Origin of the sequence: Clostridium sp. DSM 8431 (assembly GCF_900116755.1) — a bacterium.
Classification (GTDB): domain Bacteria; phylum Bacillota; class Clostridia; order Clostridiales; family Clostridiaceae; genus Clostridium.
Map to the genome: position 1 here is coordinate 1 of NZ_FPBY01000087.1, position 14632 is coordinate 14632.

General features: G+C 29.7%; 11 protein-coding genes, 2 tRNA genes and 2 other annotated features. Of the genes, 5 read left to right on the forward strand and 8 right to left on the reverse strand.

The window, feature by feature from the left end; all coding sequences use genetic code 11:
• Window positions 1–11 precede the first annotated feature (11 nt).
• The 3 genes from BM384_RS10085 to tyrS all read left to right on the forward strand — a co-directional run bounded on the left by BM384_RS10085 (window position 12) and on the right by tyrS (window position 1898).
• Window positions 12–95 (forward strand) — tRNA-Leu (locus tag BM384_RS10085).
• Window positions 96–105: 10 nt separating this feature from the next.
• Window positions 106–179: transfer RNA gene (locus BM384_RS10090), tRNA-Gly, on the forward strand.
• A gap of 144 nt (window positions 180–323) precedes the next feature.
• Window positions 324–587, forward strand: a binding site (T-box leader).
• 105 nt (window positions 588–692) lie between these two features.
• On the forward strand, window positions 693–1898 hold the full coding sequence (gene tyrS, locus BM384_RS10095; RefSeq protein ID WP_090013356.1) for a tyrosine--tRNA ligase: 1206 nt from the start codon (window positions 693–695) through the stop codon (window positions 1896–1898).
• Between the two features lie 60 nt (window positions 1899–1958).
• Here the strand turns inward: tyrS and BM384_RS10100 are convergent, their stop codons facing one another.
• Window positions 1959–2363, reverse strand: coding sequence for an HNH endonuclease signature motif containing protein (locus BM384_RS10100; protein ID WP_090013358.1), 405 nt, complete (start codon window positions 2361–2363; stop codon window positions 1959–1961).
• A gap of 223 nt (window positions 2364–2586) precedes the next feature.
• On the opposite strand from BM384_RS10100, the gene BM384_RS10105 reads away from it, so the two are divergent.
• Window positions 2587–3261, forward strand: a complete 675-nt coding sequence (locus BM384_RS10105) for a hypothetical protein (RefSeq protein WP_090013360.1) — start codon at window positions 2587–2589, stop codon at window positions 3259–3261.
• Between the two features lie 82 nt (window positions 3262–3343).
• Here the strand turns inward: BM384_RS10105 and ispF are convergent, their stop codons facing one another.
• Complete coding sequence (gene ispF, locus BM384_RS10110) at window positions 3344–3811, reverse strand: 2-C-methyl-D-erythritol 2,4-cyclodiphosphate synthase (protein ID WP_090013362.1); 468 nt, start codon at window positions 3809–3811, stop codon at window positions 3344–3346.
• A gap of 379 nt (window positions 3812–4190) precedes the next feature.
• On the opposite strand from ispF, the gene BM384_RS10115 reads away from it, so the two are divergent.
• Window positions 4191–5216 (forward strand): anti-sigma factor domain-containing protein, encoded by a 1026-nt coding sequence (locus BM384_RS10115; RefSeq protein WP_175537339.1) that lies wholly within the window; start codon window positions 4191–4193, stop codon window positions 5214–5216.
• Window positions 5217–5409: 193 nt separating this feature from the next.
• Here the strand turns inward: BM384_RS10115 and BM384_RS10120 are convergent, their stop codons facing one another.
• The 6 genes from BM384_RS10120 to BM384_RS10145 form a co-directional block, all read right to left on the reverse strand.
• Window positions 5410–6306, reverse strand: a complete 897-nt coding sequence (locus BM384_RS10120) for a polysaccharide deacetylase family protein (RefSeq protein ID WP_090013369.1) — start codon at window positions 6304–6306, stop codon at window positions 5410–5412.
• Window positions 6307–6744: 438 nt separating this feature from the next.
• Complete coding sequence (gene gatB / locus BM384_RS10125; RefSeq protein WP_090013371.1) at window positions 6745–8196, reverse strand: Asp-tRNA(Asn)/Glu-tRNA(Gln) amidotransferase subunit GatB; 1452 nt, start codon at window positions 8194–8196, stop codon at window positions 6745–6747.
• A 20-nt stretch (window positions 8197–8216) separates the two neighbouring features.
• Window positions 8217–9680, reverse strand: a complete 1464-nt coding sequence (gene gatA, locus BM384_RS10130) for an Asp-tRNA(Asn)/Glu-tRNA(Gln) amidotransferase subunit GatA (protein WP_090013372.1) — start codon at window positions 9678–9680, stop codon at window positions 8217–8219.
• Between the two features lie 14 nt (window positions 9681–9694).
• Entirely contained in the window at window positions 9695–9979 is a 285-nt protein-coding gene (gene gatC, locus BM384_RS10135) for an Asp-tRNA(Asn)/Glu-tRNA(Gln) amidotransferase subunit GatC (protein WP_090013374.1), read from the reverse strand.
• A gap of 19 nt (window positions 9980–9998) precedes the next feature.
• Complete coding sequence (aspS, locus tag BM384_RS10140) at window positions 9999–11288, reverse strand: aspartate--tRNA(Asn) ligase (protein ID WP_090013375.1); 1290 nt, start codon at window positions 11286–11288, stop codon at window positions 9999–10001.
• 164 nt (window positions 11289–11452) lie between these two features.
• Window positions 11453–11699, reverse strand: a binding site (T-box leader).
• 156 nt (window positions 11700–11855) lie between these two features.
• On the reverse strand, window positions 11856–14498 hold the full coding sequence (locus tag BM384_RS10145) for a cation-translocating P-type ATPase (protein WP_090013377.1): 2643 nt from the start codon (window positions 14496–14498) through the stop codon (window positions 11856–11858).
• Window positions 14499–14632 lie beyond the last annotated feature (134 nt).

Consider the following 14632-nt stretch of genomic DNA (forward strand, 5'->3'; position numbering starts at 1 on the left):
TTTACAGAGATGCAGATGTGGCGGAATTGGCAGACGCACTAGACTTAGGATCTAGCGCCTTAGGCGTGGGGGTTCGACTCCCTTCATCTGCACCAGTTGAAATTTGCGGGTATCGTATATCGGTAATACTCCAGCCTTCCAAGCTGGAAAGGTGGGTTCGATTCCCACTACCCGCTCCATTTAAAATGCTTAAGGTTTAAGCATTTTTTTTATTATCTAAAATTTGTTGACAGTTTAGGTATAAAGCAATATAATTAGTATAATTTAATACTGATGCATAACTAAGATTTATAGAGGAGTCTATATTTCGGAGTATAGGATAAATAAAAGCTGAGAAAAGAACAAGTAATTATCAGAATAGTACAAACAGAAAGTTACCGGTTGATGAGAGGTGCATGGAAAGGCTGATTATGAATACATCTTGGAGCTTCACACTGAAATTAAAAAAGTAGGATGTGACGTAACCTGCACACGTTATAGTGCTAGAGTATAACCCTATAATAAAAGGAGTACTTGAAAAGGTAGATAATGCGAATTGTCTATGAAATTAAGGTGGTAACGCGTGAATATATATTCCCGCCCTTTGTTTATTAAACGAAGGGCGGGATTTTTTCATTAAAAAGATAAGTGCTTTTGATTATCTTATAGATCTTGCTATATTAAATAAATTTATTAGTATAGGAGAGTTTAAAATGAAAGTATCAATTGATGAACAAATTAAAATTATCACAAAAGGTGTGGATAATCTGGTTAATAAGGAAGACCTAAGAAGAAAGCTAGAAAAGAGTGAAAGAGAAAATAGGCCTTTAATAATTAAACTTGGTCTTGACCCAAGTGCACCAGATATTCACTTAGGGCATGCAGTAGTATTACGTAAGATAAAACAGATGCAAGATTTAGGGCATAAAGCAGTAATTGTTATTGGAGATTTTACTGGAAGGATAGGAGATCCAACTGGTAAGTCAAAAGGTAGAAAGGCTTTATCAGAAGAAGAAGTACTAAAGAATGCAGAAACTTATAAAGAACAGATATTTAAAATTTTAGATAAAGAAAAAACAGAGGTACACTTTAATAGTGAATGGCTTTCAAAGATGAATTTTGAAGATGTAATAAGGTTAGCTTCATCAACAACAGTAGCTCGTATGCTGGAAAGAGATGATTTTCAAAAACGTTACAAGAATAATATAGCTATAGGGCTTCATGAATTTTTTTACCCATTAATGCAAGGATATGATTCTATAGCATTAAAAGCAGATATAGAGCTTGGTGGAACAGATCAAACCTTTAATGTTTTAATGGGAAGAACTCTTCAAAAAATAATGCATGAAGAGGAACAGATAGCTTTGTTTATGCCTATATTAGAAGGCCTTGAAGGAATAGAAAAAATGAGCAAAAGCTTAGGAAATTACATTGGAATAAATGAAGATGCACATATAATGTTTAAAAAAGTTATGGAAGTTCCAGATTCATTAATTATAAAATACTTTGATTTAGCTACAGATGAGCATCCAGATAGAATAGAAGAAATAGAGAAAGAACTTAAAAATGGTAGAAACCCTAGAGATGTTAAATTTGAATTGGCAAAAATTATTACAGGATTATATCATTCAAAAGAAGACTGCATAGCAGCTATTGAATTCTACAAGGAAGCTTTTATGAAAAAAGGAGTACCTAGTGATGTACCAGAAATAAATGTAGAAAAAAATATATTATTGGAGATAATTCCGAGGCTTGTTAAAGAAGGATTTATAAAGAGTGGAGGAGAATTTAGACGTCTTATTAAGCAGCGAGGCGTAAAAGTTAATGGAAAAGCAGTAGATACTTTAGACTTAGAATTAGTAAATAATGATGTTTTAAAAATAGGTAAAAAGACATTTGTAAGAGTTAAAACTAAGTAATAAAAAGTCCAAAATAATTTAACAAATTATTTTGGACTAAAATATCACAGAGTAACTTTATTATAATATATTATCTAATAGATGTTTAATCTCTAAATCTTCAAGAGTTTCTTCAGAATATAGTTTATTTCCCATCAAAGTTAAAATTATATCATCTCTTTTATAACCTTCTTTATAGAGTTTAATTTTTTTAGTAATACGCTTTAAAGTATTAGAAGGTATATTTAAGATTGAGCCTAATTCTTTAGAAGTATAATATTCTTTACTTAGAATATTATATAGTTTATCTTGAAGTTCAATTTTATATTTAATATCAGTTTCAAGGCATCTATGAGGACCGTTTTTTCCTCTATGATGTTTTGGACATAAATACTTATAATTTATTTCTATATCAAAGCCACCTTCACTCCTATGAATGATATGATGAACATCTGCTTTTTCATTACAAATCTCACAGAAATACAATAATAAACCCCCTTTGTTCCTATATTATATATTATACAAAAATTTATAAAATCATTCAATTTTTTTACAGATAAGTTTTGAATTTTATTAAATTAATGATTAGGAAAAATTACTTATATTTATTGAAAAGGTTTAAATTGCGAAGTATAATAATAATATAGAATCTGTTAAAATATAATATCTTATATAGTACGAAGTATTACATATGAAAGAGGGGATATAGGTGAGGCAACAGTATGATTCATTCAACTATTGGGAAAATATTATAAGAGAACATAAGACTATAAGAGGTCATATGTTTATGCATGAATTACCAACGAAGAAGACTTTATATATTCATACGCTTATATTTAGTAGAAACAATGGAATTGACAATATTTATGCTTATTTTCCAGATGTAAAATCATTACTAGGGTATATTCAATATTCATTTTTACAAGAGGCTTTTTATAAGTGGATATATTGTAAAAAGGGTATGGTTATAGATATACCTTCTATACCTGTAGATGAAATCATCTTAAATGGATATAATGATGGTATGATAACAAAAGAAACATATAAGATTATGATGGATAACTATAACAAAGTAAAGAATATGTGGAGTTTATCTAGAGAAGATATTTTAACGGAACTACCAAAATTCGCCAGAGAGTTTAATAAAACTTGGTTTGGTACTAACAAGGAATTCTTATATATGAAAATATTTAAAACTCCAGTTGAACTTGGTGAGTTTGTTGTAGAATCAACAATGCTTACTAATAGTGAAAATGAGTTCAAAGATAAGGTAGGGGTTAGCATTGAAAAATGGGCTGAAATATGTAAGAATGTGAATAAAGATAAAAAAGTTAATGAAGAGTTTAGAAAGATTCTTAAGAGAAATTTATCTGAAGTGTTTTAGATATTTTGAGATTTACTATTGGTTTTATGAAAGTCTAAATAAAAAGTCAGAAGATATATTGTCTTCTGACTTTTTATCTATATTATTTTAGAAGACATATACTTTGAGAAGCGATACCTTCTTCCTTACCTGTAAATCCTAGACCTTCTTCAGTAGTAGCTTTAATGTTTATATCATTAATTGATATATTAAGAGTTTCAGCAATATTTTTTCTCATATCTAAGATATAAGGTGCTATTTTAGGACGCTCAGCAATAATAGTAGCATCTATATTTCCTATTTCATATCCGTTCTTAGAAATAAGTTTTCCTACATGTTTTAAAAGTTCTAAACTTGAAATTCCTCTATAAGCTTCATCAGTGTCAGGGAAGTGTTTTCCTATATCTCCAAGGGCTGCTGCACCTAATAATGAATCCATTATTGCATGTAATAATACATCTGCATCAGAATGTCCAAGAAGACCTAAAGTATGAGGGATTGTAACACCACCTAAAATAAGTTTTCTATCACATACTAGACGATGTACATCATATCCCATTCCTATTCTCATATTATCACCTCTTATTTTTTTTATATTTTAACACAAATATAAAGTAAGAGGTACTTATTTCAGCATCTTTCTTTTTTTGTTATTAGTAAAAGATTTATTTTGAACTTTCTTAAAGGACCTAAAAGAGTTTCTTATATTTGAAATTAAATATAGTATATAATATTTAAAATAACTAACTTTTTTATGCTTAAAAACAAAGTCTACATATATTACTTTTTTACTCATAATAGACTCCTTTCAAAAAACGTATATATTATAATATATATTTTTTTACTTAAAGGTATACGAAAACAACAATATTTTTTGTATGATATAATTATAAATAATAAGAATGTCAGAAAAAAACTCGTTTAGATTGTATTTGTGGAGGTTAGAAATAGTGAGGGAATTTATAAGGGATAGATATGTTTTCTCGACTATATCGGTAGTGGCTCAAAAGGGGAGTAACGCTGCAGAGTTAAGAGAGAAAGAAATATCGCTACTAACTAAAGAATTATATTTTTATAAGGTACTATTAAAAGATTTGATAAATCATTTTCCAACATATAATGAAAGAAATTTAATATTAAATATATCATACTATATTAGTGAAGAAGATACATTGCTTGAGAAATTCAAAAGTACAAAACAAGTACCTTTTGAATCACTTTCAAAAGCAGTGAAAGTTTCAAAAGGATTTTTAGAAAATTGGCAAGATTACATAATAGTATATACGCTCATATTAGCTAATGCTAATTATATATCTCTTCAAGAATATATTAGAATCTCATCTAAAGAAGATGTAAAAAGTAAAGTGATTGACTATAAGAGGAAGGATGGACTATCTTATAGAGGATTAGCTTTAAAAGTAGATAAAAAATCAATAATAATATTAACTAGTTCAGGAGAATTTTTTAAGATAAAGAAATCGGAAGATGTTAATATTGGAGAAGAAACTCATGGGCTAGAAAAGAAGGGAATTGCTCACTATAAATTTAAAATTTTCTTAGCTATTGCACTAATTATACTAGCATCTATAGGTGCTTATAAAAGCTATAATAAAGTTAGCAGTACAGTTCTTTTTAATTGTACATCACAGATAAAACTAGAAGTTAATAGAGGAAATAAAGTGGTTTATAGCTATGCAGCCTCTGATAAAGGAAAAGAAATGATAAATTCAGTAGACCCTCAGGATAAGAATATTGATGAGTGTTTAAAAGATTTTATGGAGTATGCAAAGTCAAATGATATGGTTCCAAAGGATGGTTTTACAGTAATGATAACTGGAGATCCATTTAAGTATGGAGAGCTTAAGGAAACTGATGATTATATTGTTGAAAATAATATAAAGGTACAAATAAACAATGCTGGAAGTCTTCATAATGTTTATGAAAGTGTACAAAATAATAAATCAGATAAAAAATAATTGTAGGCCGCAAAAGAACCTGAAAGCAAAATAATTAAATTGTATTTTAATATGAAATTATTTTACTTTTAGAACCTTTTGCATAGTAAAACAAAGCTGCTTCCTGCGCTGAAAAGCGTGGCGTCAGCCACTTTGTTCTAATGAAAGAAGAGGTGTTTGAATGATTTTTGATTATTCAAACACCTCTTTTTATTTATTTTGTATTTAGAAGTCTTTCTTTAAATGTATCTAAAGAATATGTTGAACTTACATATATTCTATCAAGTTCAAGTTTGTTACTTGTTCTTTTATCTAATCCTTTGTTAGTTGTAAAACCTAATGTATATCCAGCAGCTTCGGAAGCTTTCACTGTATCTTTATTATAGTTACCAAAAGGATAAGCTATGGATGTGACATCTTTTCCAAGGACTTCTTCTAGTTTTCTTTTTGACTCAGTCATTTCTTTTAATTGTTCATCATAAGAAAGAGTATCTAAATAAGCATGAGTGTCTGTATGACTTTCAATATCTATTCCGTAATCAGACATTTCTTTTAATTGCTCAGCAGACATATAGTATCCACTATTTATTTGAGAAGAAATCATAAATACAGTAGCCTTCATTCCTAATTCTTTTAATATAGGAAATGCATGAATATAATTATCTGTATATCCATCATCAAAAGTTATAACTATACTTTTTTCAGGAATTTCAATCTTATTATTTAGATAATCATTAAGTTCAGACAAGGTAATAGTTGTATATCCTAAGTTTTTAACAATTTCAAGTTCTTGTTTTAGCTTTTCTGGAGATATGGTTACTTCATTAGGAGTAGTTACTTCTGAATCAGGTAATACTGAATGATAGTATAAAACAGGAACACCAACATCTTCACTTGTTAATTTTATTCCTTCAAATCTATTGGAATCTTTTGAGTAATCATTTTCTGTATCAGAGTCTATAGACACTGATTCTTCCTTAGAACTAGTTTCAGAAGAATTATTAGATTTAGTGTCATTTTTAAATTTAAAAAAGGCAAAAGTAGATACTAATAAAATAGATAGTAATGTAATAATTATTATTAATTTACCTTTTTGAGATCGTGAATTCATTTTTTATCCCTCCTAGAAAAATATTACATAGATTATATTAGCACAATAAACTTTAGAAGACAATTGTGAATAATTTATCAGTCAAAAAATGGAATTAATCCACATTATTCACAGTACCTGTGGATAACTTGTGCTAAAGCTGTTAATTGAATGTTGAAATGTGTGCATTATATGTGCAAAACATTGTGGGATAATATGTATAATAATGGGAAGGGTTGTTGATAACTATAAAACTTAAATGGAAAAAAGAAGAAAAAGCAAGAAAATAAGGGGGCTTAAGGCTGTTGATAAAAAATATGGTTATGCACAATAATTGTGGATAAGTTGTTGATAATGTGTACAAGTTAATGTACATATTATTATTAATATGTTAAGAAAGACTATGGTTTGTGAATTAATTTGTTAATTAGCACCATAGTCTTTAAAATATATAATAAATTATTGTATTCTATTATTTAATTGATTAGTTAATAATTCTTTAGCAATTTTAGGATTAGCCTGTCCGTTAGAAGCTTTCATAATTTGGCCCATTAGAAAGCCTGCTGCTTTAGGTTTGCCAGAAGCAAAATCTTCTATAGATTTAGGATTTTGCTCTAATATTTCAGAAATCATTTTTTCTAATGCAGAGGTATCACTTATTTGAGATAATCCTTTTTGTTCGATTATATCATGAGGAGAGCTTCCCTTAGTAAACATTTCTTCAAATACTTCCTTACCAGCAGTTTTATTGATTTTTCCATCATCAATAATCTTAATTAAGTCAGCTAAATCTTTAGGACTAAATTTTAGTTTATGCTTAGATATATCAAAAGAATTTTCTTTAGAAACCCTTAGAAGATCACCTAAAATCCAATTAGAAACGGATTTGGGAGAAGCACCACATTTTATAGTGTCTTCAAAAAGTATTGCTAAGGCTTTTGTATCTAATAATATAGAAACTTCTTTTTCAGGAAGTTTATAATTTTCTATAAATCTTAATTTCTTTTCCTTAGGCATTTCAGGTAAAGATGATTCAATATCTTTAATCTGCTTATCTTCTATAATTATTGGAACTAAGTCTGGTTCAGGGAAATATCTATAATCATGGGCATCTTCTTTTGTTCTCATAGAAACAGTTCTTCCTTTGCCGCTATCCCATCTTCTAGTCTCTTGTTTTATTTTATATTCTTCACCATAGCTATAAAGTTCTCTTTGACGTTTTTCTTCTCTTTTTAAAGCCTTCTCAAGTTCCTTAAATGAACCTATATTTTTCATTTCTACCTTAGTATTTAATTTATCAGAACCAGCCTCTCTTATAGAGATATTAGCATCACATCTTAATGAGCCTTGATCCATTCTACAGTCTGAAATATCACTATATTCAAGAATAGATTTTATAGCCTTAAAATAAGCAACAGCCTCATCTGGTGAACGTAAGTCAGGTTCAGAAACCATTTCAATTAGAGGAACACCAACACGGTTATAATCTATATATGAAGCATTTTCAGTATCATCATGAACAAGCTTTCCAGCATCTTCTTCAATATGAATATGATTTAATCTTATCTTTTTTGTTTTGCCTTCAATTTCAATTTCTACATACCCATTAGAGCAAAGAGGTAAATCAAATTGAGAAATTTGATAGGCCTTTGGTAAATCAGGGTAGAAGTAATTTTTTCTATCCATTTTATTTACTTTATTTATATCACAATGAAAAGCCTTACCAGCTTTAATAGCAAGAGCAACAACTTCCTCATTAAGAACTGGAAGAGTACCAGGTAGTCCTAAGCATATAGGGCAAGTGTTGTGATTTGGCTCTTTTCCAAACTCAGTAGAGCATGAGCAAAATATTTTAGTTTTTGTTTTTAATTCAGCATGTACTTCTAAACCAATTACAGTTTCTAAACTCATTTATATTCTTCCTTTCTTATTTAAATTTCTGCTAAAGTTGATACTTTTGCTTCTTTTTCTAAAGCATAAGCTAACTTAAATATTTTTTCTTCACCAAAATGTGGTCCAATGATTTGTACTGATATAGGTAATCCTTCTTTACTAAAGCTATAAGGTAGTGACAAAGCAGGAACACCAGCAAGATTTATATTAATTGTATATATATCTGCTAAGTACATTTGAAGTGGATCACTACATCTTTCACCACATTTAAATGCAGGGGTAGGGGATGTTGGGCTTAAAATAATATCATATTTTTCAAAGGATTTTTTAAATTCTTCTTTTAATTTTTTTTGTAATTTCTGTGCTCTCTTATAATAGGCATCATAGTAACCAGAAGATAGAGCATAAGTTCCAAGCATTATTCTTCTCTTAACTTCAGGTCCAAAGGCTTCAGTTCTAGATTTAATCATAAGTTCGTTAACATCAGCAAATTCCTTTGTACGATATCCATATCTAATACCATCAAATCTAGCTAAGTTTGAGCTTGCTTCAGCAGAAGAGATAATGTAGTAAGCTGAAAGTCCAGCTTCAGTTATAGGAAGAGAAAATTCTTCAACTTCAGCACCTAAATTCTTTAATTTTTCTATTGAATCTAGTAGTGTAGCTTTAACTTCTTCATCAAGGGCATCACTAAAGAATTCTTTAGGGACACCAATTTTCATGTTCTTAACACCTTCATCAATAGATTTTAAATAATCTGCTTTAGGCACATAATCTTTATTAGTAGTGGAGTCAAGAGGATCTTCACCTTGAATTACCTGTAAAGTAAGTGCAGCATCAGTAACGTTTTTTGCAAAAGGACCAATTTGCTCTAAAGAAGAACCAAAGGCAATAAGTCCAAATCTTGATACTAATCCATAGGTAGGTTTTAATCCAACTACACCACAGAAAGAAGCAGGTTGTCTTATTGAACCACCAGTATCAGAACCAAGAGAAATTGGTGCAAGTCCAGCAGCTACACATGCAGCAGAACCACCAGATGAGCCGCCAGGAACTCTAGTTAAATCCCATGGATTTTTTGTTACTTGAAAGCTTGAGTTTTCAGTAGATGAACCCATTGCAAATTCATCCATATTTGTTTTCCCGATTATGATAGCATCTTCTTTAAGAAGGTTTTTAATTACAGTTGCATCATAGGGAGGAATAAAGTCTTCAAGCATTTTTGAAGCACATGTTGTAGTAACATTATCTATACAAATGTTATCCTTTATAGCAATAGGCACACCACAGAGGGCACCTAGCTCTTCACCTTTTGCGATTTTTTCATCAACAGACTTAGCCTTTTTAATAGCACTTTCTTCACATAGTGTTAAGTAAGATTGAACTTTAGGGTCAATATCTTTTATCCTCTTAAATAGGGAAGTGATTACTTCATAAGCAGTAAAACTTCCATTTTTAATTCCATCTCTAATTTCAGTTACAGTTAACTTTTCAATTTTCATTAATATTTCACCGCCTATTCAATAATTTTAGGTACCATTATTGCAGTATCCTTCATTGCCTTAGTGTTTTGGAATAATTTCTTTTTATCTTCAAATAGAGTAGCTTTATCTTCTCTTAAAACAGATTTTGAATTTTTATCTATGCTAAGTTCTACATCACTTAAATCTAATTTATCTATTGTAGCAAAGTGGGATAAAATACTTTCAAATTCAGTAGCTAATCTTTTAGTTTCTTCTTCAGTAAACTCAAGCTTAGCAAGTTTAGCTATATATTCAACATCTTTAATTTCAACTTTCATTACATTTTCCTCCTTAAAATTATGGTTCAAGTCTTTTTAAGTCTCTTGGGAGTAGAGTAGCTTCACGAATATTTTCAAGACCTAATACTTTTAAAGTGATTCTTTCAAGACCAATAGCAAGACCACCATGAGGAGGCATACCATATTTGAATGTTTCAAGATAGAATGAGAAGTCATCTGGGTTTAATCCAAATTTCTCAATATTTTGTCTTAGCATTTCATAGTTATGAATTCTCTGTCCTCCAGTAGTAATTTCAAGACCATCATAAATTAAGTCAAAACTCTTAGTAAGCCCAGGCTTTTTACTATCAGGCATTGCATACATTGGTCTTTTTGATATTGGATACTCAGTTAGAAATACTAGAGAGCATCCATATTCCTCTTTAGCATATTTACAAATTAAAACTTCACCTTCAGCATCAATGTTGCCTACAGGAGATTTTTTATTATATTTATCTAAAAGAATTTTGTGGGCTGTAGCAAGTGGAATTCTTGGAATATTTATATCTTCAGGAAGAGTAACATTAAACATTTCAAGCTCTTTAGAGCAAACCTTATTTAGGTATTTATATAAGTAATTAATAAAATCCTCTTCTAAATCCATAAGTTCAGTTTCATCTTTAATAAAGCCCATTTCTATATCCATGCTGATATATTCATTTAAGTGTCTCCAAGTATTATGAAGTTCAGCTCTATAAGCAGGAGCAATTTCAAAAACTTTTTCAAATCCTGCACCAACCATCATCTGTTTGTAGAATTGAGGACTTTGAGCTAAGAAAGCACGTCTTCCAAAATAATCTACAGTAAACATTTCAGATCCACCTTCAGTGCTTGAAGAAATAACTTTAGGTGTATGAATTTCTGAGAAGTTTTGTCTCTTTAAAAATTCTCTAAAGCAGTCAGTGATTTCTTGCTGTACTTTAAAAATAGCTCTTTCCTTAGGTCTTCTAAGAGAAAGTCCTCTAAAGTCTAATTGTTTTTCTAAAGCTGTTTTTTGCTTAAAACCGTTAATTTCAAATGGAAGTTTATCGTAGAAAACATCTCCGATTATCTCTATATCTTTAGCTTGAATTTCAACTCCTAAAGGAGCTTTTTCATTTATAATTTTTTCACCAGTTACTGATAAACACATTTCAAGTCTTAACTTTTTGGATTCTTCTTTATCTAAAACAAGTTGAATTATTCCTGTTTTATCTCTTAAATGAATAAAAGAAATAGTACTAAGTTCAATTATTTTATGAACCCACCCCTTAACAAGTACAGTAGTTTCTTTTGATTCTTTTACATCACATACATAAGTTCTTTTCATTTTTAATAGCCTCCTTTTTACTAAATAAACCTTTATAAAAAATAACCCTTTACTGCAAAAGTGCAGTAAAGGGACGAAAAATTTTCCGTGGTGCCACCCTAAGTTAGTTAAAGTGTTAATAAAAGGTGATATAACTATATAAAAAAAGTTCCTATACATAAATGTATAGGAACGAAATTTCTACTTTCGCGGTGCCACCCTAAATTAGCTTTAGCTCACTCATATTGGTACTAAAACATTTCAGTTTTAATACCTAGTCATTTTAACGGTTGACTACCGGCTGAGTCTACTTTTTACATTTCGGTCAGCATCTCAAAGGTGTTCTTCCATATAAGCTTCATACCTGGCTTTCACCATCCCAGGCTCGCTTGGAATCAGACAAATACTTACTCTCCTCATCATCGATTTAATAATAACTTGTTAAATTATTTATTATTATATGCAGGCAAAATTAACAAATCAATACTGCTAAGTAATATCTTTTGAAAATTAGTTAATTGAATGCCTTTTCTTAATAAAAGAAGGTATAGTATTAAAAACATTAATATATGGAATAAAATTTTCAAATTAAGCAGCTAAATCACTAGTTGATTTAATATCAGTTTTCTTAGAATCTTTAAGCATTACTCTATAAAGTTGAATTATTAAAGTTGGTATGAAAGCTAAAATGTATATATAAGCTATCATCGAAGTACTTAATGGTTCAATTTCAAATAATTTTTGAAGTATAGGTACAAATAAAACTAAATTTAATGATAATAAACCAGCTGCAAAAGAATATAAGCTATATTTATTTGATGTTAGTCCAATAGCAAAAATAGATTTTTTACCTCTACAGTTAAAACCGTGGAATAATCTAGCTAAACATAATGTGGCAAAGGCCATTGTACTTGCAGTAGCATTATTAATAGATAATCCTATGTGATAAGCAATAATTGTAGCCATTGCTATAAGGATACCTTGTACACCTATTTCTTTAATAAAGCTTGGAGTTAAAATAGACTCCTTGCTATCTCTAGGCTTTTCATTTAGTAAATCTTTTTTAGAATTTTCCATTCCAATTGCAATAGCAGGTAAACTATCTGTTAATAAGTTTATAAATAAAAGGTGAACTGCAGCAAAAGGAACTGGAAGAGCAGCAATAGATGCATATAGTACAGTTAATATTCCAGAAAGATTTCCTGAAAGTAAAAATTTAATTGAATTTTTTATGTTTGCATAGATGCTACGTCCATTAGCAACAGCTTTTACAATAGTAGCAAAGTTATCATCAGTAAGAATCATGGAAGCAGCATCTTTAGATACTTCTGTACCTGTGATTCCCATAGCAATTCCTATATCAGCTTGTTTTAAAGCAGGAGCATCATTAACTCCATCACCAGTCATGGCAGTTATTTTACCCTTGTTTTGCCAAGCCTTAACTATACGTATTTTGTGCTCAGGAGAGACTCTAGCATAAACAGCTATATGTTCAAGTTTTTCATTAAGTTCTTCTTCAGAAAGTTTATCTAATTCTAAGCCTTCTAAAGCTATGTCTGTAGGCCCTAAAATTCCTATTTCCTTAGCAATAGCAGAAGCAGTAATCTTATGGTCACCAGTTATCATAATTGGCTTAATACCAGCAAGTTTACAGTCAGAAACGGCCTTTTTAGATTCTTCTCTTGGAGGATCAATCATAGAAATTAATCCTAAAAATGTGTAGTTATATTCATCATCTAAAGATAAATCTCTGTTTGAATCTAGTATTTTATAAGCAAAAGCTAAAACTCTTAAACCATTTTGAGAAAGCTCCATATTTGTTTCAATTATCTTTTCTTTATCATCCTCAGTTATTTTTCTAATTCCAAGAGATGTTTGTATATGTGTTAATCTATCTAAAAGAACATCAAAAGCACCTTTAGTATAAAGAATGTGATTACCATTAATTTCATGTAATGTACTCATAAGTTTTCTGTCAGAGTCAAAAGGAATTTCTTTAAGTCTTGAAATTTCATCTCTTAAAGACAGTTCAGAAATATTATATTTATGTCCAAGATTAACAAGAGCAACTTCCGTAGGATCACCTATTTCATTATTATTGACAGAAGTAGCATCACTACATAAAATAGCAGCTTTTAAAAGTGAATCATGTACAGGATTATCTAGTTTTAAATTATCAGAACTAATTAAACTCTCATCTACATAAATTTCTTTAGTAGTCATTTTATTTTGAGTTAAAGTTCCTGTTTTGTCAGAACATATTATAGATACACAACCTAAACCTTCTACTGATTTTAAGTTTTTAATAATAGCATGTTCTTTAGCCATTTTTTGAGTTCCCATAGCTAAAACTATAGTTACAATAGAACTTAAAGCTTCAGGTATAGCAGCAACAGCTAAAGCAACTGCAAACATTAAAGAATCAAGAATTGGTGTTTTTCTATAAACACTTAAAGCAAATACAATTACACAGATTACTAAAATCATAACAGCAAGTTTCTTACTAAAATCATCTAAAGTCTTTTGAAGAGGCGTCTTCTTTTCCTTTGTTTCAGACATTAATGAAGCAATCTTACCAAGCTCAGTATTCATTCCAGTTGAAGTAACTAAGATTAATCCACGTCCATAAGTAACAAGGGAACTTGAAAATACCATATTTTTTTGGTCACCTAAAGCAATTTCATCTTTTGAAATAGCATCTGAGAATTTTTCTACAGCTTCAGATTCACCAGTTAAAGAACTTTCATTAACCTTTAGAGAATAACTTTCTAAAACACGTCCATCAGCAGCGATTAAGTCGCCAGCTTCAACTATTAAAATATCTCCAGGAAAAACTTCTCTAGCAGGTACTTCTAGCTTCTCACCATTTCTAATGACTTTTGCATTAGGGGAGGAGAGTGCCTTTAAGCTTTTTAAGGATTGTTCAGCCTTTTGATTTTGTACTGTTCCTAAAATAGCATTTAATATAATAACAGCAAAAATAACAATCGTACTTTCAACATTGTCAGTAAATATGGATATTACTCCAGCTGCTATTAATATTATTACCAGTAGGTCTTTAAATTGTTCTAAGAATACAGCTAAAAGGCTTTTCTTTTTCTTTTCAACAAGTTCATTAAAACCGTATTGTTCTTTAGAATTTTCTAATTGTTCATTAGATAAACCATTATTTTTGTTTACGTTAAAAGCCTTTAATACAGTTTCAACATTTTGGTTATAATATTTTTTCATGAGTAAAAACTCCTTTCAATTATTTTGGGTAAATTTTCAAGAACAAAGTGGCTGACGCCACGCTTTTCAGCGCAGGAAGCAGCTTTGTTTTGCCATGCAAAAGGTTCTAAAAGTAAAATAATTTCATATTAAAA

Bases quoted from the DNA above. Each gene is read 5' to 3' on its own strand.
- gatA (WP_090013372.1), bottom strand. From the start codon at position 9,680: ATGAAAATTGAAAAGTTAACTGTAACTGAAATTAGAGATGGAATTAAA.
- BM384_RS10145 (WP_090013377.1), bottom strand. From the start codon at position 14,498: ATGAAAAAATATTATAACCAAAATGTTGAAACTGTATTAAAGGCTTTT.
- ispF (WP_090013362.1), bottom strand. From the start codon at position 3,811: ATGAGAATAGGAATGGGATATGATGTACATCGTCTAGTATGTGATAGA.
- gatC (WP_090013374.1), bottom strand. From the start codon at position 9,979: ATGAAAGTTGAAATTAAAGATGTTGAATATATAGCTAAACTTGCTAAG.
- gatB (WP_090013371.1), bottom strand. From the start codon at position 8,196: ATGAGTTTAGAAACTGTAATTGGTTTAGAAGTACATGCTGAATTAAAA.
- tyrS (WP_090013356.1), top strand. From the start codon at position 693: ATGAAAGTATCAATTGATGAACAAATTAAAATTATCACAAAAGGTGTG.
- BM384_RS10120 (WP_090013369.1), bottom strand. From the start codon at position 6,306: ATGAATTCACGATCTCAAAAAGGTAAATTAATAATAATTATTACATTA.
- aspS (WP_090013375.1), bottom strand. From the start codon at position 11,288: ATGAAAAGAACTTATGTATGTGATGTAAAAGAATCAAAAGAAACTACT.